Origin of the sequence: Massilimicrobiota sp. An142, from assembly GCF_002160725.1 — a bacterium.
GTDB lineage: Bacteria > Bacillota_I > Bacilli_A > Erysipelotrichales > Coprobacillaceae > Allocoprobacillus > Allocoprobacillus merdigallinarum.
In genome coordinates this window covers 29,389-49,686 of the sequence record NZ_NFLD01000019.1, presented here as the reverse complement: position 1 = coordinate 49,686, position 20,298 = coordinate 29,389, and the positions used below count along the sequence as shown (strand labels likewise).

Below are 20,298 nucleotides of genomic sequence, written 5' to 3'. Positions count from 1 at the left end.
AAAGGATTAATAAAAAGATGCCACTATGGTCAAATCTATAATGACTATTTTATCATCACACTAGTGTGATGACGTCATCAAATGAGTGAAACGGTGTCATCTTTTTAGTGAAATACTCACATTAAACTATGATAGAGTTATTATCATACATTTTTAATAAACTTATATACAGGATTTGTAACTCTAGTATTATAGTTATGTCCTTGTACTATAACAGTTATTATCAAACCATTACCATTCTTGCTTTATATCACAGGAAATATACCAGCATGTACTTCTATTGACGGGTTTAACTTTATAGGTAATCCATTTTACAAATGTTTCCTTCTTTGTATCTGCATTATAATCGTAAGCGTAAAATGAAAAAGCCATATTATTGATCAACAACATTGATTATAATTGTGGCTATAATAAATATCCCACTCGTATTATGTTTTTGAAATCCAATTATAATATTGACTTTTATCATCTATATACTGGAAGCTGAAATAACGCAGTGTCATTTGTATATTGTGTATGGAATTTTAAAAAAAGTTCCTTTGTATTTTTATGAATAGAATATGCTAATTGAGCTGAATATGTTTGATTTTTCTTTATTATTCTAGGCTTATTATGAATCAATGAACAATCAATATATTCAATTTGTTGATTTGAATCATCAACCACATCGAAATTCTTTTGATTAATTATAAAATTATCTTCAATATTATTGTTTTTATAAGTGAAATCTATGATAACGATTTCGCAATCAGAATATGTCTGTACTTTTGATATATTATTGATAGTAAAAGTATAAAGCTGTTTATCATTTACTTGGACTCCATACTCGGTTCCAATTGAAAGTGTTTCATTAATTTCTTTATTTTTTTTCATAAAGCTAACAAAAATAATCACTATAGTGAATACCACCAATAGAATTATTGGTATCATTTTCTTTATTTTCACACTTTTACCTCCTCAAAGTATTCTTATATATTATTCAATAAAAATAATTATGATTTTACGCTAATGAATCTATACTTTAATAATAATTTAAAAATAACGATTTTGTACAAAAGAGTCTATTATTTTAGAGCTTTTTTCACCTCTTGTTTATATTCTTCTATTGACTGACTTGCATTAGTCACTTCTTCTTTCACAATTTCATATGCTCCCAAATTTCCACCACAAATCATTTTTACTTGAGAAGCGATAGGTCCTTCATAATCATAGAGATAGAGTATATATTGTTGATTTTTCTCAAGAGGTGTAAACATTTCTTGTTCTCTTAAAATTGTAATGCTATCTTTTAATTCGGATTGAGAGTATAATATATCATTAATATGAAATGTTATTTTAACAAATGGAATGCCTCCATATTCAAAAGATGGACTGATATCAGTTACTGTACCTTCAAGAATATAAGGTGCTTTAATAAGATCATCTTCGTCTAAATAATCTCCTACTATTTTTGCAGTAGAATTATCAGGGATATGTTTTACAACAGTTACTTGCTTATTATGGGAATAAAATATAAATATTATAAAAACAAATATAATAGCTGTAAGACAAACGATTAAAACTTTCCATTTTTTTAGTACTGTTTTCATACAATCTCCTCCTACCATATTTTATGATAACCAGTAATGTCTCCAGCATATAGACTAGCTGAACCTTTTAAACCAGTTGAACGCATCAATTCACTTTGCCAATTTACATGTCCTAACCCTAATGTATGTCCTAATTCATGAGCAACTACTTCTGATCTCTGTGTATCATTTTTAACTGCTGAATCGTTTAAATATATTGTGTATTTTGTAGTGTTTCCGGCCCATGAAGCAGTATCATAAGCTTTACTTTCTATTTTATAAGTAGAAGTCTCTAAACTGATGCTTGCACCTTCGTCATTCCATTGTTTCATACCATTTTTAATAGAAGTAGTCCAATTTGTACTTCCATTTTTAGTATATTGAAGTTTAAAGTTTTTCTTTCCATATTTGACAGAAGAGCTTATTACATAATGGGCTGCATGTTTTTGATATTTTAGGTGTTAAGGCATTAACGATATGATTTGATGAAATGAAAGTTAAAAATGTAATTATAAATGTAAATATAAAGATTTTGCTATATTTTATTATATTCGATAATATATATTGTAACTTCTTGTAAATTTATTTTATAATATTGACTACACTCTAAAATTTATGATTATTCATAAAATACAAAACAGAGATTATAATATGGGTAATTATAAAATATTGTGTTATATATTTAACTCATTTACTTTTATGGTCATACATTTATACATTGGAATCACCTTCTTTTATAACTAACTAATAAAAGTCAATTCTAAATAGACTAACTGTCATAATAATACAAAATAATATATATTAAATATTATACATATATCTAAACCATTAAAATATTATAGTGATAACAATTAAATGTATGACTTTCTATATTTAGTTTATCATATATACTTTTAATTTAAAAGTTCTTTTAATATAATGATTATATTTTTTGATAAGTTCTTTTTTTTTACAAATTTATGCTATACTTATTACAGTAAATGTTTCATAAAAAATCTTAATAATGCCTTAAGATTTTATAAGAACAAAGGAGAATTATTTTTATGAAAGCATCTGAAAAATTATCATTAATATCACAGGTACAGGATGATGTAGATTATCTCTTGAATAAAAAAATATCATGTCATTATATCCAAAAAGTCTTTGCTTTTTGGATAATGGGATTATCTCTATATTCAGTATTTTGTTTTATCATTGATAATATCAATATATATTATCAGCTCTACAATTTTTCTTTTTATTATCCAATAAAGAACTCATGTCAAATTGGTTTCAATTGTATTCTTTTAATTCTATTATGGAAATCAATCAACAAAGTAATTTCATTACAGGAAAGGAAATTTTTAAAAACTTGGTTCATATTTCCTTTGCTTATTTCTTCAGAACAAATTATGAGCTGCATAATGACTTATATAAATGCTGATTTCCTTTTTACCTTTTACTTGACTTTTCCAATGTCTATGATTATCAACATTATCATGTTATTTTACATACATTACTATATAAGACAGAGATATATTCTTTGGATCATAGGAATAAATATTGTATATTTAATATTTAGCTTTTTATACTCAATATATTTCCCTACATTGACGAATATTTCTTTGTTTACACAGACATTGTTTTCATTAATAGACATTATCAAAACATATCTAATAGCTTGCATTCTATCGAATTTATTTGTTGTGCTATATATGGGAGGTGAGAACAATGAACAACATATCTGAACAATCTAAAGCATTTGAGTCAAATATACGTTTACAGATTATTGCTAGTTTGTATAAAAGTGATCTTTCATATAGACAATTAAAAGAGATATGTAATTGTAGTGATGGCAATATGGCAACACATCTTAATAAGCTCATTCAAAGTCAGTTCATTTTAAAACACAAAAGAATTTACAATGATAAACCATTAACAACATATCATTTGACAGACTATGGAAGAAACGAATTCATAAAATACGTTGAAATACTAAAAACAGTGATAGAAAAGGAAAGAATCGAAAATGAAAAAGAAAATATTATTGATAATCAACCTGTTACTAATGATTTTTCCGTTGAATAATGTAAGAGCTTATGATGATGAATAAAAAGAATATAAAAAACTCCCTATTTTCATAAGGAGTTTAACTTTACATATGGAGCGGGTGATGGGAATCGAACCCACGTAGTCAGCTTGGAAGGCTGAAGTTCTACCATTGAACTACACCCGCATACTCTGGGGCGGTCGATGGGAATCGAACCCACGAAATGCCGGAGCCACAATCCGGTGCGTTAACCACTTCGCCACGACCGCCAGATCTTGTATACCTCAATCAGGCAAATACAAGTATATAAGATTTTAAAGCATTTGTAAAGTTATTTTTTTATTTTTTCAAAATTATTTTATTTGAGTATGAAAATAAGAAGTGTTATAAGTGAGAATCTCGTTAAAATTTGATAGTTATATAAGAAATGAGAGTTTGTTAAATAGTTTGAAATATGTAATCGTGATATATAAATGATGTCTTCTTTATATAGGGATCATATCTCAATGAAGAATTCATCATTTTTTTGCGTTATGATTGAATAGCAGGAATGTAGATGATTTGATCGTTTTCTATTCCAAATAAATAGACTGGCTGATAGAAACCTTTAGAATCTTCAACATAGACGAGGTTAGCAGAATGGATAATGATTTCCTGATCCAAACTCATCATCCAATCCTGATTGAATTTTCCATCTTTTATAAGTTCAAAAGCCTGTTGTTGAGAAATGATTGGAAATTGTTTATAAGAATCATAGGTTTTTAAATCATAACCTAAAGAGATAAACGATTTATTTGCGTTGATTTGACAAGAAATAGAGCCATTGAGGTATTGATGATCAACGATATCTTGAACTTCAAATATGTACTGTCCATCATCTAATGATGTAAAAGTGGCTTGTTGAGGAATCTGGATGCCTTCTTTTTGAATAATGTCTTTAACTTCTTGTTCAGTTAAATTGTCTTGTGGTGTATCTGATTCATTGGTATACCAAAGATGGAAAGTTCCACCACTATAATCAATATTGGCTAGGATTTCTCTATTTTGAGAATAGAAATAAATAGTTTCATCATAGATATCTGTTTGAGTATCATCAATAGTTAATCCATACTTGTTGAAAAAAGGTTGAATGATATCATAACATTCATCTTGTGTATACTGTTTGGTTTTATAAACATCTTGCAAAGATGTCTCATCAGATAATGGAACAAGACTAGTCACTTCAATATGTGACATATCAACAGTTTTATAATAGTTTTGTTACAGATTACCTAATTCCTGTTTAGAATAGGAAATAAATATAGTAGAGAAAGCAATGATTGTTAATAGGAGAGGTATTTGAGCCATAAATGTATGTATCATATTTGTTTGATGCTTTTTATATTTTTGATAGATGTAACGTCCTAGAGAATAGAACCCAAAACCTATCATACATCCTAAAGCATTATTCAAAATATCATCTATTTCAAATATACCACGATTGGTTAACAATTGTGTAAGTTCAATACACAGTGTCAAAAGGATTCCAGCTATGTAAGTCATCCACCAATGCTTCATTTTTGAAGATACAAGCGGTAATAAGAATCCTAGAGGTATAAACATGCATATATTTAAAATGATATTACGCCATTCACGCATGTCAAAATGATTTATAGCGAGTCTATATGAGCTGAATAATTCAGTGCTGGCTTTCATATCAAAGGAATAGCTTGGACGACCTAGCGTTGCTATTATGACAACTAAGATATAGCCTATCAATAATCCTCTATAAATAAGTTTTTTGATGTCTAGCGGTGTTTGTTGATATTTTTTTGATTTGAAGATGTAAGCCAAATAAACAATAGCCAGAATACCTACAATAAAGCAGGCTACTCCAACTGAAGGAATTGCTAATCTTAAAAATTCAGATAATCGCATTTATATTCTCCTTTACTCATGTGTTGGTGAACATTATAACATATATAAGTCATATATCAAAAATCATTTTTGTATCATTCTGTCAAAATTACGTGTGATATGATGTAAGCAGATAGTGATTGTCTTAATGTTGTGATAAAATATATATAAAAGATGGAGGGACTTATAATGAAAGTAATTATGAATGCAGATGATTTTGGTTTTTCAAAAGGTGTTAATTGAGCTATTTTAGAAGGATTTCAACAGGGGATTTTGACTTCAACAAGTTTAATGGTCAATATGCCTGGTTTTGATCATGCTGTTTCGTTGATGAAACAATATCCTGATTTATTACATGTGGGGATTCACCTCGTTACAACAGCGCAATATTCAATTGTGAAAGGATTAAAAACATTAAATTGATGAAAATGATCATTTTTATCGTGATCCACAGATCATTGAAAAGAGTGATCAAAGTGAACTTGATTTGGAATATCAGGCTCAAATGGATAAGTTTTTAGCAACAGGTTTACAGCCCGATCATATTGATTTTCATGTTTGTACAACACCTAAACAATTAAAGGCAGCTATGAAACTGGCTCAAAAATACAATTTACCGATGCGTGCTCAAACACAGGAAATAGAAGCTATTTTAGCACAAAATGGTATTCGTTATGCACCATGCCATATTCCGGATTTTTATGATCATGGGACTGTAGAAATGTTACTGGAATTATTGAATCAAAGTTTAAAAGAACAAAGAGAAAGTGTTGAATTTGCTTTGCATCCAGCTTATGTTGATCAAACTTTATTAGAATTAAGCAGTTATAATATCCAAAGGGCAAAAGAATTGGCAACATTAATGGATCCAAGAGTTATGGGATTTATACAAGAGCATTCTATTGAATTCATTCATTTTGGAAACATATAAAAATGAATTTGAAAATGTCATGATAAAAAATCCCATATTTTGTTGGATTATGTTACAATGAAAATAGGGAAGGAGAATATCTATGAAAAAACTATTAAAAACGTTGTCGTTGTTATTAGCTGTTTTCTTATTAACAGGATGTATGAAAATGACAATCAATCTTGAAGTCAATGCTGATAAAAGTGTCAATACATCTATGGACTTTTTGATGGAAGAAAGTGCTTTGACAGCTTCGCAAATGACAAAAGAAGAATTTGTTGAACAAATGAAAGAACAGATGTTATCTTCAGAAGAAACAAAAAATGTCAAAGTGACATCAATTGAAGAAACAATCAATGCATCAAATTGGGTTGGTGTACGTATGGAAGGGTTAGCTTCAACAGCAGATGAAATGGGAGTGAACATTACTGAAGAAACCATTGATGGTAAGGATTGTATAGTTCTTAAATTACCAATGGAAGATCTCAGTCAACAAATGGATTCTCAATTATTACAATCAGCAGATTACTCTGTAGATAAGATGAAAGCATTAGGTTTAGAAATGGTTATTAATGTCAAAATGCCAGGGAAAGCAACATCTAATGTAGGAACTGTTGATGGACAAAATGTGAAAATTGATCTTTTAGAATTAGTAAGCCAGTCTCATGCAACAAATGAAATCGTAATTTCATCACCAAAATCAGCTGGTATGGATATGACATTTATTTTTATTGGAATTGGGGCATTAGTTATTATTGGAATTGTTGTGTTTGTTTTAAAAAATAAAAAGAAAACAAAACAAACATTGATAGAAGACAATATAGATTCTCAATTGGATCAACCTGTAGAGTCTACGCCAGATACACAAACAGAAACAATTCAACAAGAACAGATAATAGAACAGGATCAAAAACAACCACAAGATCATACAGATAAAAATAACGGCTAAGCCGTTATTTTTAATATACACTATGATAATAGATAATCATGAGTAATAAAACAATTAATAAAATAGAAATCGTTTGATTGATTTTTTTAAACATATATTTCATAGACTCACCTTATTTTTAATATATGCAAATATTTCAAAAGACTTTTCATTATATCAAAAAAATGTTAATATATTTCAAAAAGATAGAGGTGAAAAAATGCTGAAATTTACAAAGATGGAAGGACTAGGAAATGATTATATTTATGTAGATGGAATCCATCAAAAAGTGGATATGACACCTGAGTTTATTACCCGCATCAGTGATCGTCATTTTGGTATTGGTAGTGATGGTATGATTGTGATTTTACCTTCACAAAAATATGATTTTTTCATGCGTATGTTTAATCGTGATGGTAGTGAAGGAAAGATGTGTGGGAATGGGATTCGCTGTTTTGCTAAATTCGTTTATGATCATCATTTAACAGATCAAACTTATTTGGAAATTGAAACATTGGCTGGGGTCAAAAGAGTCTGGTTACATGTTGAAAATGGAACAGTGCAGTCAGTCAAAGTAGACATGGGTCAACCGTCTTTGAATACGCAGGATATACCTTGTCTTTTTAATAAGGAACAAATGGTTGATGAACCTTTAAACATCAATCATCATATTTATCGTTGTACAGCTGTTTCTATGGGGAATCCCCATGTTGTAACATATGTTGATCAGCTTGATTTTGAAATTGAAAAGATAGGTCCATATTTTGAAAAAAATGAAATGTTTCCTGAATCAGTCAATACTGAGTTTGTTCAGGTGATTGATCGCCAGCATTTAAAGATGCGTGTCTGGGAAAGAGGATCGGGAGAAACAATGGCCTGTGGAACGGGAGCCTGTGCCGTCATGTATGCCAGCTATGTCAATGGATTATGTGACTCACAGGTTGATGTGGAACTTTTAGGTGGTATTTTAAATATTCAATATCAGGACGGACATATTTTCATGGAAGGACCAGCCAGAACAGTTTTTGAAGGAATAATGAATGAGGAGGATTTTAAGAATGTATAGTACAGCACAAGAAATTATTCAATATATTAGAGATGCAAAGAAACAGACACCTGTAAAGGTTTATGTTAATGGACATGATTTACCAATAGATGACTCTATCAAAGTATTTGGAACAGAAACAAGTCGTGTTTTGATTGGTGATTTGGATAATGTTCAAAAATATTTAGAAGCTCATCAAGATCAAATTACAGAAACTTATTTAGAACAAGATCGTCGTAATAGTGCTATACCTATGTTAGATATGCGAAATATTAATGCACGTATTGAACCTGGAGCATTTATTCGTGAAAATGTGACAATTGAAGATAATGCCGTGATTATGATGGGGGCTGTCATTAATATTGGTGCTAAAATTGGTGAAGGTTCAATGATTGACATGGGAGCTGTCTTAGGTGGTCGTGCTGAAGTTGGAAAACACTGCCATGTTGGAGCTGGAGCAGTCTTAGCAGGAGTTATTGAACCACCTAGTGCCAAACCCGTTGTTTTGGAAGATGATGTTTTAATTGGTGCGAATGCAGTTGTTGTAGAAGGTGTTCGTATTGGTAAAGGTGCTGTTGTTGGAGCTGGAAGTATTGTCTTGAATGATGTGCCAGCTGGAGCTGTTGTTGCAGGAAATCCAGCACGTATCATTAAAGAAGAAAAAACAGATGAAACAAAAGAAAAGACACAGTTAATGGATGATTTAAGAAAAATTTAAGGTGAGATTATGGAAGATGTCAAACGCTGGAGAAGAGATTTACATCAGATTCCCGAATTAGGTTTAAAAGAATATCAGACGGCAGAGTATTTACGTCATGAATTAGAACAGATGGGATATCATTGGGAAAGTATTATCGAAACAGGAACGCTTGTTTATATTGATTATGGTTGTCAGTCAACTTTGGCTTTTCGTAGTGATATTGATGGTTTGCCTATTCATGAAAAAAATCAGGTGGATTATGTTTCAAAACATCCAGGCTGTATGCATGCCTGTGGTCATGATGGACATATGAGTGCCTTATTAGGTTTTGCGAAACGTTTAAAAGAAATCAAAGAACCATTGAACTATAATATTCTTTTGTTGTTTCAGCCTGCTGAAGAATCACCAGGCGCAGCACGTCTGGTTGTAGAATCGGGTGTCTTAGAAAAATATCATGTGAAAGCTATTTTTGGAATGCATTTAATGCCAATGATTGAGGAAGGCAAAATTGCCTGTAAAAGTGGACCGTTAATGGCTATGTGTGGTGAAATGGATGTGACCATTCATGGACAAGGAGCACATGCAGGATTACCGCAGGAAGGTATTGACAGTATCATGATTGCTAACCATGCCTATATGCAATATCAGACAATGATTTCCAGACATATTTCACCGTTTTCACCAGTTATTTTCAATATTGGGGAAATACATGGTGGAACAGCACGTAATAGTGTCGCTACACAAACTTGTATGCATGGAACATTACGCTGTTATGATGAATCTCTTTTTCATAAAATGACACAGGAAATACAAGCTATTCATGATGGTTTAATGAAAAGTTATAACTGTCAGATTGAATGGAGTTGTCCACCTATGTATCCACCAGTGATGAATCATCAATCATTGTATCAACAATTGAAAGCATGTGTGGATCCATCGACATATATTGAATTGGATGAACCATTGATGTTAGCTGAAGACTTTGCTTTTTATCAAAAAGCAATTCCTGGGGTATTCTTTTTTGTAGGTACAAAATGTCAGGAATATCAAAGTGGATTACATACGGAAACGTTTAATTTTCATGAAGAAGTTTTAGAAACGGCAGTTGATTTATATGAGAAATTGGCTAGAAATATAAAGGGGGTATAAATTGTGGAAGATTGGTATACAAGAGGGGAAAATGCTTTTTTAAAAGCTTATGGTCGTTATGATGTTGTTTTAGAAAAAGGTGAAGGTGTTTATTTATATGATACAAATGGACGTCGATATTTAGATTTTTATGCAGGTATTGGGGTCAATTCATTAGGATATCATTATCCTGCCTATGTTGAAGCTATGCAAAAACAGATGGCAACATTAACACATGTATCAAATTATTTTTATACACCAATTGCTGTAGAAGCAGCTGAAGCTGTCAAAAAAGCAACACAGTTAGAAGCCGTCTTTTTCTGTAATTCAGGAACAGAAGCAACAGAAGGCGCTTTAAAACTGGCTAGAAAATATTATTATTTAAAACATGGTAAAGCAGATAGTGAGATTATATCATTTCATCATTCTTTTCATGGACGTTCAACAGGTTCTGTCAAATTAACAGGGAATCCAGCTTATCAAAAAGCCTTTGGACCACTCATTGATGGTGTCTGTTATGCCACATTAAATGATATCGAAAGTGTCAAAAGTCTCATTAATGAACGTACTGCAGCTATTATTGTGGAACCTGTTCAAGGTGAAGGTGGTGTTTATCCTTGTGATAAAGCCTTCATGCAAGATTTAAGAGCTTTATGTAATGAACATGATATTTGTCTGATTTTAGATGAAGTTCAATGTGGTATGGGGCGAACAGGAACAATCATGACTTATTTCCAATATGATATTTTACCTGATATTGTGTGTCTGGCAAAAGGAATTGGCTGTGGAATTCCAGTTGGTGCGTTTGTGGCTAATAAAAAATGGGCACAAGCTATGGAACCAGGAGATCATGGAAGTACATATGGTGGTAATCCATTTGCTTGTATGGCAGTCAAAACAGTTTTTGACATCTTAGAAAAAGATCAGATTCTACCACATGTTCAGGAAGTTTCGCAGTATCTCATTCAACGTTTAGATGAAGTTGTTGATCAGTTTGATTGCGTGATAGAACGTCGTGGACTTGGTTTGATGCAAGGATTAGTATTGAATCAAGAAGCGAAAAGTGTTGTGAAAGCATTATTAAATGATGGTGTTATTGTTGTAACAGCTGGCAGCAATGTGATTCGTATGTTACCGCCACTGATTATCACTCCACAACATGTTGATGAATTTATTGAGAAATTGAAAAAAATTTTAAAAAAATGATCATAAAAAAAAGAAAAACCCCTTACTTTTTGCGTATATAGAAGTAAGGGGGTTTTTCTATGCATAAATATCCAATTGAATTACAAGATGAAGAAAAGTCGTGTGGAGCTTATTGTATTGATATGATTTTAAAATATTATCATTTTTATGATGAAATCAAAAATATAAAGAAAAAAGCCAGATTAAATCAAAATGGAATCTCTATAAGAGGTATGATTGAATGTTTAAAAAGTTATCAGATTGAAGCCAAAGCCTATGAAGCTACTTTAGAAGATGTTGTTAGAGAAGTGAAGTGTCCATGTATTTTATATATGATTTATGATGGAATAGGACATTTTGTTGTGTTATATGAGATCAAAGATGAAGAGTATATCATTGGTGATCCAGCAAAAGGATTAGTCAAAATGTACATAGAAGAGATGAATGAACATTATGGGCAAAGAGTCATTGTGATTAAACATGTGGGACGTGTTCCTCAGCTTCATTATAAAAGTTATAGACAATTTTTAAAAGATACCTTTTTTGCTTATCAGCGTTATATGATATCTTTGATATGGAAAGGTCTATGGATTGCGGTTATTGGTTATGGCAGCAGTTATTTTTTTCAGATTCTGATTGATTATATTCATTTGAAAACTGCCTTTTTCTATATGGCCATATTAGCGATGGCTTATACAACCTTAGAATGCATACGTACATATATGACACAATTAAAAATGAAAGAAATGATTCATCTCCAAAAGGCTATGGATGAAGATTATGTTTTTCAGTCACTTATGAATATGTTGAAACAGTCACATTCATTTTTTTATCAGGATCATGGTGTGATTCAAAGTCAATTATTAAGTCTTTTTGATTTGACAGAAATGAGTCTGGAGTGTTTTGAGAAATTCTTTTTAGATGGTTTATTCTTTGTTGTTTTATTTGTGGGTATGTGTTTATTGAATATCTGGTTAGCCTTGATTGTAGCAGTGACTTTTATAGTCATATGTGTCATCAGTTATTTTCGATTAAAAGATTTTCAAAGCATAAATAAAAATTATTTAGAAGCACATTATCTTTTTAGACATCATGTGTTAGAATTGATCGATAATCATTCTTTAATTCGCTATTTTCATTTGTTTCAAAGACAACGTGAAAGAAGTTATCATGTCTATTTAGATGAAGCTTTATTAAAAGAAAGACAAGCCTTATTTTTAAATCAATTTCAGTCTTTAATTCAATATTTGATTGTTTTATGTTATGGTATTGTTTTATTGGTAGGATTTTATCTTTTTCATCTTCAACATATTACAATGGGACAGTTGATCATGTTTTATATGCTGGTTTCTTATTGCATTCAGCCGGTTTTAAATATGGTTGCTTTAGCCAGTCAGTATAAACAGGTCAGTTTGATTTATGATAAGTATAAGAATTTTGAAGTTGATTTAGAGAAATCAAAATGTACTCTTGATCAACCGATTACATCTATTCGTTATGATGATGTCACTTATGCTTATGGTTATCAGTTGCCAGTTTTAGAACATATTGATTTAAATATCCAACATCATCTGTGGATTAAAGGTATTACAGGTAGTGGAAAAACAACCCTTTTAAAGTTATTATTAGCAGAAGACTTAGCATATCAGGGTGATATTTATATCAATGATTTAGAATTGAGGCAGATTGATTTGGCTTCTTTATATGAACATATTGGATATTTAAATGAAACGCCAACATTTTTACATATGACACTTCAAGATAATTTTCTATGTCAGGATGAAAAGAAAATACAATTCTATTTAAAAACATTTGGACAGGAAAGTTTAAATGATATGATGCATATTGTCTTGTCAGAAAATGGATATCCACTATCCCTTGGACAAAGACAGGTTGTCGCATTGATTCGCATGTTGTGTCGTGACTGGGATGTGCTGATTTTAGATGAGGCTTTTTCACATATGGATACACGTTTAGCAAATAAAATTTTACGTTATCTGATGAAAAATGATGAAGGAAAAATTTATATTATGATTAACCATCAAACAAAGATAGTGAACAAGAATATGGAATGTGTTATAATTGAAAAAGGAAAAATAAAGAAATAAAGGGTGAGAAGATGAATATTGATTTTGTATATGAAGATGAAAAGCATTTATGTCAGGAAGATTATGAAGCTGTTTTTCGAAAAATTATTGAAACAACATTACAGACATTGCAGATTGATGATGATGTAGAATTATCATGTGTGATTGTTGATGATGAACAGATTCATCAGATGAATCGTGATTATCGTCATATTGATCGTGCAACAGATGTGATCAGTTTTGCATTAGAAGATAATGAACAATATTATGTGGCCGGTATGCCAAGAAGCTTAGGGGATATATTCATTTCATATGAACATGCCTGTCAGCAGGCACAGGAATATGGACATTCATTAAAACGTGAAATGTGCTTTTTAATGACACATGGACTTTTACATTTGCTTGGTTATGACCATATGAATGAAGATGATGAAAAAGAAATGTTAGCTTTACAAAAAGATATTTTAAATCAGTTAGGAATAGAAAGAGGTTAGAATATGGATTATCAAGAACTTGTTGATGAAGCATTCAAAGCTTCGCAAAATGCATATGTTCCTTATTCTCATTTTCGTGTGGGGGCCTGTTTATTGTTGAAAAATGGACAAAAAATTTATGGCACAAATATTGAAAATGCGGCTTATGGTTCAACAATGTGTGCTGAACGTAATGCTGTGTTTCAGGCTTATTGTCAAGGCTATCGCCAGGATGATATTGCAGCACTAGCCATTGTTGGTGACTGTTCACCACTTATTTCACCATGTGGAGCCTGCCGTCAGGTTTTGGCTGAATTGTTAGATCCCCTTACACCTATTATTTTAGGAAGTAAAGATTATTATGAAGTCACAAATATGCAGGAGTTATTACCTCGTGCATTTACAGGAGAGAGTTTATGACATTTAAATCAGGATTTGTAAGTATTGTTGGACGCCCTAATGTTGGAAAATCAACATTATTGAATCATATTTTAAAAACAAAATTAGCGATTACATCATCAACAGCACAAACGACACGTAATACGATTCAAGGTATTTATACAGATGATGAAGCGCAGATTATTTTTATGGATACACCAGGGATTCATAAACCACAGGATGGTTTAGGATCTTTTATGAATACCAATGCTTTAAATAGCATTTATGGTGTGGATATTGTCTTATTGCTTGCGCCAGCGAATGAAAAGATTGGTCGAGGAGATCGTTTTATTGTCAGTCGTTTAAAGGAAGCAGATGGACCTGTTTATCTTCTTTTAAATAAGATTGATTTGTTGTCAAAAGATGAATTAATTCAAAAGTTAAATGAATGGAAAGAAATGTTTGATTTTAAAGAAATTATTCCTATTAGTGCTTTAAATGGGGATAATGTTGAACATCTCATGGATACAATCAAAAGCGATTTAAAAGAAGGGGTTATGTATTATCCTAAAGATCATATTACTGATCATCCAGAACGTTTTATTATGGCAGAATTTATTCGTGAAAAGATTTTATATTTTACTCATGAAGAAGTGCCTCACAGTGTTGCGATTGTGATTGAAAGTATGACTGAAGATGGAGATGGTGTTCATGTCATGGCGGCGATTGTTGTGGATCGTCCAAGTCAAAAAGCTATTATTATTGGTAAACAGGGAAGTATGATTAAAAAGATTAAACAAAATGCCAGACGTGAAATGAAACGTTTTTTACAAACTCCAGTTACATTAGAACTTTTTGTGAAAGTAGAAAAGAATTGGCGTAATAAACAAAAGTATTTAAGAGAGTTTGGTTATGATGAAAATGACTATTCATGAGGAAGTTGTTGAAGCTGTTATTTTAAAGAAAACACCGTATAAAGAAAATGATATGATTTTACATATTTATAGTCATGAATATGGGAAAATGAGTGTGATGGCACGTGGGATTCGTAAAATGACAAGCAAGAATGCCCGTGGGTGTCAAGAAATGATGTTAAGTGAGTTGACGATTGCCTTAAAAAAAGGAATGAGTACATTGATTAAGGCTACACCACTTGATTATTTTAGACACATTGAAGAAAATTTGGAAAGTGAGATTGTTGGACAGTATATTCTAGAATATTTCTATCGCTATGTTGAAGATAATCAACCTTTAGAAAAAGAATATAGAATGTTATATGAAGCTTTACATGCTTTGGATTTGGGATATCCACCATTGCTTGTTTATCTGCTTTTTAATGTCTTTATTTTAGAACATAACGGGGTATCTTTAGATGTTGATGGCTGTGTTTTATGTGGTTCACCTCAAGTTGTTTCTATTTCATTGGAAGATGGAGGATTTTTATGTTCAAAACACATAGGACATCATCAGCCCTATTCTCAGGATATTTTAAAAGCTTTTCGACATATTCATAAGATTCCCATAACCGCTATTGATCATTTACATATTTCTTCATCAGCCATTCAGGTGTTGGTGCCTTTAATGGAATCGTTGATTGAAGAATATACGGGAATTCAGTTGAAAACATCACGTTTTATTCATCAAATTGTGTAGAAATTCTACACAATTTTATTTTTCTTCAAAACAAATTAGTGTATAATATGAGCATATAAAGGGGAAATGTTATGGGACAATTTTTACCAACAACAAAAGAAGAAATGTTAGAAAGAGGATGGCAACAGCCTGATTTTGTCTATATTAGTGGAGATGCCTATGTTGATCATCCATCATTTGGTGCAGCGATTATTACACGTACTTTAGAAAGTCGTGGTTTTAAAGTGTGTTTTTTAGCACAACCAGATTGGCGTCGTTTGGATGATTTTCAGCGTTTTGGCAAACCACGTCTTGGCTTTTTGATTTCTAGTGGTAATATTGATTCAATGGTGAATCATTATAGTGTATCCAAGAAAAGACGAAAAAAAGACAGTTATTCTAATAATGGAGAAATGGGTCATCGACCTGATCGTGCAGTGATTGTTTATAGTCAAAAAGTGCGTGAAGCTTATCATGATGCAACCATTTTGATTGGTGGTATTGAAGCCAGTCTAAGACGTTTGGCTCATTATGATTATTGGGATGATAAAGTCAGAAAATCTATTTTAATTGATGCGAATGCAGACTTATTGATGTATGGAATGGGAGAAAACAGCATTATTGAGATTGCTGAAGCATTAGATGCAGGACTTGACGTGCATGATTTGACTTATTTAGATGGAACAGTTTTTAAAACAAAGGATTTATCTATGATTCCAGATGATCATATCATGTTACCATCGTTTTTTGATATGACTCATGATAAAAAAGAATATGCCAAATCATTTGGTATTCAATATCGTAATACTGATCATTATAATGCCAAAACATTGGTTGAACCATATGAGGGATTTTATGTCGTACAAAATCGCCCTAATCGCCCATTAACACAGATGGAGTTTGATGATACATATGCTTTGCCTTATCAAAGAACGTATCATCCAAGCTATGATTATATTCCAGCGATTGAAGAAGTGCGTTTTTCACTTATCAGTAATCGTGGCTGTTTTGGGGCCTGTAATTTCTGTGCTTTAAACTTTCATCAGGGACGTATCATTCAATCACGTTCTCATGAGTCGTTAGTTGAAGAAGCTAAGAAAATTATCCAGGATCCAGATTTTAAGGGTTATATTCATGATGTTGGAGGACCAACAGCGAATTTTAGATTTCCTAGCTGTGAAAAACAAACGACACATGGAGCCTGTCCGACCAGACAGTGTTTATGGCCAAAACCATGTCGTCAATTAAGAGTCGATCATAGTGATTATTTGGCTTTACTTAAAAAACTAAGAAGTTTAGAAGGTGTTAAAAAAGTCTTTGTTCGTTCGGGTATTCGCTATGATTATTTAATGTATGATCAGGATGATACATTTTTTAAAGAACTGATTCAACATCATATCAGTGGTCAATTAAAGGTTGCTCCTGAGCATATCAGTAATCAGGTTCTCGATAAAATGGGAAAACCTCATCGTGAACTGTATGAAAAGTTTGTGGATAAGTATAAACGACTCAATAAAGAGATGAACAAAAATCAGTATCTTGTTCCTTATTTGATGTCATCGCATCCAGGTAGTGATTTAAACAGTGCTATTGAATTGGCTGAATATTTAAGAGATATCCATCATCAGCCAGAACAGGTTCAGGATTTTTATCCAACTCCTGGAACTTTATCAACAGCTATGTATTATACAGAGTTAGATCCACGAGATTTGACACCTGTTTATGTTGCGAAAACACCAAAAGAGAAAGCAATGCAACGTGCTTTGATGCAATATCGTCGTCCACAAAATTATCATCTTGTCTATGAAGCTTTAACATTAGCAAAAAGAACAGATTTAATTGGTTTTCAAAAGAAATGTTTAATTAAACCAAAAGGTCAAAAACGACCACTACGAAGGGGGTCATGATATGAAACGTACTGCTTTCTTTACATCATCCATGCATATCAATATTCGTTATCATGTTTATGAGCCTCAAGTTGTGATTCGTGTAAAAGGCATTGTGCAGATTCATCATGGTTTAGGAGAACATGCTGGACGTTATGAGCATTTTGCTTCTTTTCTAGCAAGTCAAGGCTTTGTGGTGGTAGTGAGTGATTTCGCTGGACATGGACGTTCTTTAATTGATTTTGAACAGGGATATTTTGGAGAACATGATGGGCCTATGCATCTGATTGAAGATATGCATCATTTGCAGATGATTATTCGTGAAAAGTATCCTGATTCACCTTATTTCATGCTGGGAGTTGATTTAGGCTCTATTTTGATACGTAAGTATATGACTGTTTTTGGTGACTTTATTGAAGGAGCTTTATTACTGGGAACACCTTCAAAAGTTGATTTCTTCTATTTGAAACGTATTTATTTACGTTTATTAAAGATGTGGAAGGGACCACTTCATAAAGCACAACAATATTCTCGCTATCTTCGTCATCGTTTAAATAAAAGAATTCGCATGACAAGTGATATGGACTGGTTAACGAGTGATGAGGATGAAAGACAACGTTTTCTGGATGATCCTATGTCACATTTTGCATATACTGTTCAAGGATATCGAGATATCATTCATATGATACAGGAAGTCAATACTGAAAAAACAATCATGAGTATTCCTTCGTTTTTATCAATATATATTGGTATTGGTGAAAATGATCCTATGTGTCCTCATATTCAAAAACTTATTGAAAAATATAAAAAAATACCGCTTCAGGATCTGACATTTGAAATCTTTTCAGGGCAACGACATGCCTTGTTGTTTGAAAAAGATAAAAAGTTGGTTTATAAGAGTATACTGAAATGGCTAAATGAAAGGACATATTTATAAAGTACACTCATTGTTGGTTGACAAATGACTACTATAAGGGTATAAATACGAAGTAAATATATAAATAAAAGACTTGGCTTGTGCTAGGTCTTTGCTATTTTATATAGGTATAAACATAAATAAAAAGGGGTATAAATATGGCAAACAAAGATATGGATAAATTAATTGCTCATGCAAAAAATTCAGGATTTGTTTATCAGGGTTCTGAAATTTATGATGGGCTTGCAAACACTTGGGATTATGGTCCTTTAGGTGTGGAAATGAAAAATAATATTAAGAAATTATGGTGGAAACGTTTTATTCAGGAATCACCATATAATGTTGGATTAGATTCAGCAATTTTTATGAATCCACGTGTCTGGGAAGCTAGTGGGCATGTTGGTGGATTCAGTGATCCATTGATTGACTGTAAACATTGTAAAACAAGACATCGTGCTGATAAATTGATTGAAGATTATGATCCAAATATTCATAGTGATGGTTGGGCACCAGAAAAAATGATGGAATTTATTAGAGAACATCATATTCAATGTCCAAACTGTGGAAGTGAAGACTTTACAGATATTCGTGAGTTTGAATTGATGTTTAAAACATATATGGGTGTTGTCAAAGATGCCAAAAGTGTTGTTTATTTAAGACCTGAAACGGCTCAGGGAATTTTTGTGAATTTTAAAAACATTCAAAGAACATCACGTAAAAAAGTTCCATTTGGAATTGGTCAGATTGGGAAATCTTTTAGAAATGAAATTACACCAGGTAATTTTATCTTTAGAACAAGAGAGTTTGAACAGATGGAATTAGAATTCTTTACAAAGCCAGATACAGATTTAGAATGGTTTGATTATTGGAAAAATCAATGTATGCAATTTTTATTGGACTTAGGATTAAGTGCAGATAATTTAAGATTTAGAGATCATGAAAAAGAAGAATTATCATTCTATTCTAAGGCAACGAGTGATATTGAATATCTTTATCCATTTGGATGGGGTGAATTATGGGGTATTGCTGATCGTACAGATTATGACTTAGGTAGACATCAGGAATATTCTAAGAAAAATCTAGAGTATTTAGATCCTGAAACGAATCAAAAATACTTACCATATGTTATTGAACCATCAGTAGGGGCAGATCGTTTATTCTTATCTGTTTTAGCTGATGCTTATGAGGAAGAACAGTTGGAAAAAGAAACACGTCTTGTGATGCATTTCCATCCAGCTGTGGCACCTGTAAAAGCAGCTATTTTACCACTTACAAAAAAACAAAGTGATAAAGCTATGGAAGTTTATCAGTTGTTAGCTAAGGAATTTAATGTGGAATACGATGTTGCTGGACAGATTGGAAAACGTTATCGTCGTCAGGATGCAATTGGAACGCCATATTGTATAACTGTTGACTTTGACAGTGAAAATGATCAGTCTGTCACATTAAGAGATCGAGATACAATGGAGCAGATTCGTTTACCAATTCATGAACTTGTAGATTATCTAACAAAAAAGATTCGTTTTTAATAAAGGAG

21 protein-coding genes and 2 tRNA genes are annotated in these 20,298 nt (G+C 31.8%); 16 read left to right on the top strand and 7 right to left on the bottom strand.

The window, feature by feature from the left end; translation table 11 throughout:
- Positions 1-465 precede the first annotated feature (465 nt).
- From B5E87_RS09070 to B5E87_RS09060, 3 genes are all read right to left on the bottom strand, one after another.
- Positions 466-873 (bottom strand): hypothetical protein, encoded by a 408-nt coding sequence (locus tag B5E87_RS09070; protein WP_158095587.1) that lies wholly within the window; start codon positions 871-873, stop codon positions 466-468.
- Between the two features lie 191 nt (positions 874-1,064).
- Positions 1,065-1,589, bottom strand: coding sequence for a hypothetical protein (locus B5E87_RS09065; protein WP_087244607.1), 525 nt, complete (start codon positions 1,587-1,589; stop codon positions 1,065-1,067).
- Between the two features lie 11 nt (positions 1,590-1,600).
- On the bottom strand, positions 1,601-1,900 hold the full coding sequence (locus B5E87_RS09060; protein WP_087244606.1) for a matrixin family metalloprotease: 300 nt from the start codon (positions 1,898-1,900) through the stop codon (positions 1,601-1,603).
- Between the two features lie 1,378 nt (positions 1,901-3,278).
- On the opposite strand from B5E87_RS09060, the gene B5E87_RS09050 reads away from it, so the two are divergent.
- Complete coding sequence (locus B5E87_RS09050) at positions 3,279-3,635, top strand: transcriptional regulator (RefSeq protein WP_087244604.1); 357 nt, start codon at positions 3,279-3,281, stop codon at positions 3,633-3,635.
- A 74-nt stretch (positions 3,636-3,709) separates the two neighbouring features.
- Here B5E87_RS09050 and B5E87_RS09045 read toward each other — a convergent pair.
- The 4 genes from B5E87_RS09045 to B5E87_RS09030 all read right to left on the bottom strand — a co-directional run bounded on the left by B5E87_RS09045 (position 3,710) and on the right by B5E87_RS09030 (position 5,514).
- Positions 3,710-3,783: transfer RNA gene (locus B5E87_RS09045), tRNA-Gly, on the bottom strand.
- A 6-nt stretch (positions 3,784-3,789) separates the two neighbouring features.
- Positions 3,790-3,866, bottom strand: a tRNA-His gene (locus tag B5E87_RS09040).
- 262 nt (positions 3,867-4,128) lie between these two features.
- The gene (locus B5E87_RS09035) at positions 4,129-4,833 is read right to left on the bottom strand and encodes a hypothetical protein (protein ID WP_087244603.1); all 705 of its coding nucleotides are present in this window, start codon (positions 4,831-4,833) and stop codon (positions 4,129-4,131) included.
- Between the two features lie 24 nt (positions 4,834-4,857).
- A complete protein-coding gene (locus B5E87_RS09030; protein WP_087244602.1) occupies positions 4,858-5,514 on the bottom strand; it encodes a VanZ family protein in 657 nt (218 codons plus the stop codon).
- Between the two features lie 225 nt (positions 5,515-5,739).
- On the opposite strand from B5E87_RS09030, the gene B5E87_RS15575 reads away from it, so the two are divergent.
- From B5E87_RS15575 to B5E87_RS08955, 15 genes are all read left to right on the top strand, one after another.
- Positions 5,740-5,916: a ChbG/HpnK family deacetylase gene (locus tag B5E87_RS15575; RefSeq protein WP_275112311.1), complete on the top strand. Its 177-nt coding sequence runs from the start codon at positions 5,740-5,742 to the stop codon at positions 5,914-5,916.
- A complete protein-coding gene (locus tag B5E87_RS09020) occupies positions 5,912-6,424 on the top strand; it encodes a ChbG/HpnK family deacetylase (RefSeq protein WP_087244600.1) in 513 nt (170 codons plus the stop codon). The genes B5E87_RS15575 and B5E87_RS09020 overlap by 5 nt, the downstream gene beginning before the upstream one ends.
- Positions 6,425-6,506: 82 nt before the next feature.
- The gene (locus B5E87_RS09015; protein WP_087244599.1) at positions 6,507-7,352 is read left to right on the top strand and encodes a hypothetical protein; all 846 of its coding nucleotides are present in this window, start codon (positions 6,507-6,509) and stop codon (positions 7,350-7,352) included.
- 199 nt (positions 7,353-7,551) lie between these two features.
- Positions 7,552-8,397 (top strand): diaminopimelate epimerase, encoded by an 846-nt coding sequence (gene dapF / locus B5E87_RS09010; RefSeq protein ID WP_087244598.1) that lies wholly within the window; start codon positions 7,552-7,554, stop codon positions 8,395-8,397.
- Positions 8,390-9,094, top strand: a complete 705-nt coding sequence (gene dapD / locus B5E87_RS09005; RefSeq protein WP_087244597.1) for a 2,3,4,5-tetrahydropyridine-2,6-dicarboxylate N-acetyltransferase — start codon at positions 8,390-8,392, stop codon at positions 9,092-9,094. The genes dapF and dapD overlap by 8 nt, the downstream gene beginning before the upstream one ends.
- 9 nt (positions 9,095-9,103) lie before the next feature.
- The gene (locus B5E87_RS09000) at positions 9,104-10,225 is read left to right on the top strand and encodes a M20 metallopeptidase family protein (RefSeq protein ID WP_087244596.1); all 1,122 of its coding nucleotides are present in this window, start codon (positions 9,104-9,106) and stop codon (positions 10,223-10,225) included.
- 3 nt (positions 10,226-10,228) lie between these two features.
- On the top strand, positions 10,229-11,410 hold the full coding sequence (locus tag B5E87_RS08995) for an aspartate aminotransferase family protein (RefSeq protein WP_087244595.1): 1,182 nt from the start codon (positions 10,229-10,231) through the stop codon (positions 11,408-11,410).
- 59 nt (positions 11,411-11,469) lie between these two features.
- Positions 11,470-13,497, top strand: a complete 2,028-nt coding sequence (locus B5E87_RS08990; protein WP_087244594.1) for a cysteine peptidase family C39 domain-containing protein — start codon at positions 11,470-11,472, stop codon at positions 13,495-13,497.
- Between the two features lie 11 nt (positions 13,498-13,508).
- A complete protein-coding gene (ybeY, locus tag B5E87_RS08985; protein ID WP_087244593.1) occupies positions 13,509-13,970 on the top strand; it encodes an rRNA maturation RNase YbeY in 462 nt (153 codons plus the stop codon).
- A gap of 3 nt (positions 13,971-13,973) precedes the next feature.
- Positions 13,974-14,369 carry a cytidine deaminase gene (cdd, locus tag B5E87_RS08980; RefSeq protein WP_087244592.1) on the top strand — a complete coding sequence of 132 codons (396 nt, stop codon included), beginning with the start codon at positions 13,974-13,976 and terminating at the stop codon, positions 14,367-14,369.
- The gene (era, locus tag B5E87_RS08975) at positions 14,366-15,262 is read left to right on the top strand and encodes a GTPase Era (RefSeq protein WP_087244591.1); all 897 of its coding nucleotides are present in this window, start codon (positions 14,366-14,368) and stop codon (positions 15,260-15,262) included. The genes cdd and era overlap by 4 nt, the downstream gene beginning before the upstream one ends.
- Positions 15,240-15,980, top strand: coding sequence for a DNA repair protein RecO (gene recO / locus B5E87_RS08970; RefSeq protein WP_224759474.1), 741 nt, complete (start codon positions 15,240-15,242; stop codon positions 15,978-15,980). Before era ends, recO begins: the two co-directional genes overlap by 23 nt.
- A 71-nt stretch (positions 15,981-16,051) precedes the next feature.
- Complete coding sequence (locus tag B5E87_RS08965; RefSeq protein ID WP_087244590.1) at positions 16,052-17,866, top strand: YgiQ family radical SAM protein; 1,815 nt, start codon at positions 16,052-16,054, stop codon at positions 17,864-17,866.
- A gap of 1 nt (position 17,867) precedes the next feature.
- On the top strand, positions 17,868-18,782 hold the full coding sequence (locus B5E87_RS08960) for an alpha/beta fold hydrolase (RefSeq protein ID WP_087244589.1): 915 nt from the start codon (positions 17,868-17,870) through the stop codon (positions 18,780-18,782).
- Positions 18,783-18,919: 137 nt separating this feature from the next.
- The gene (locus B5E87_RS08955; RefSeq protein WP_087244588.1) at positions 18,920-20,290 is read left to right on the top strand and encodes a glycine--tRNA ligase; all 1,371 of its coding nucleotides are present in this window, start codon (positions 18,920-18,922) and stop codon (positions 20,288-20,290) included.
- The last annotated feature ends 8 nt before the right edge of the window (positions 20,291-20,298 follow it).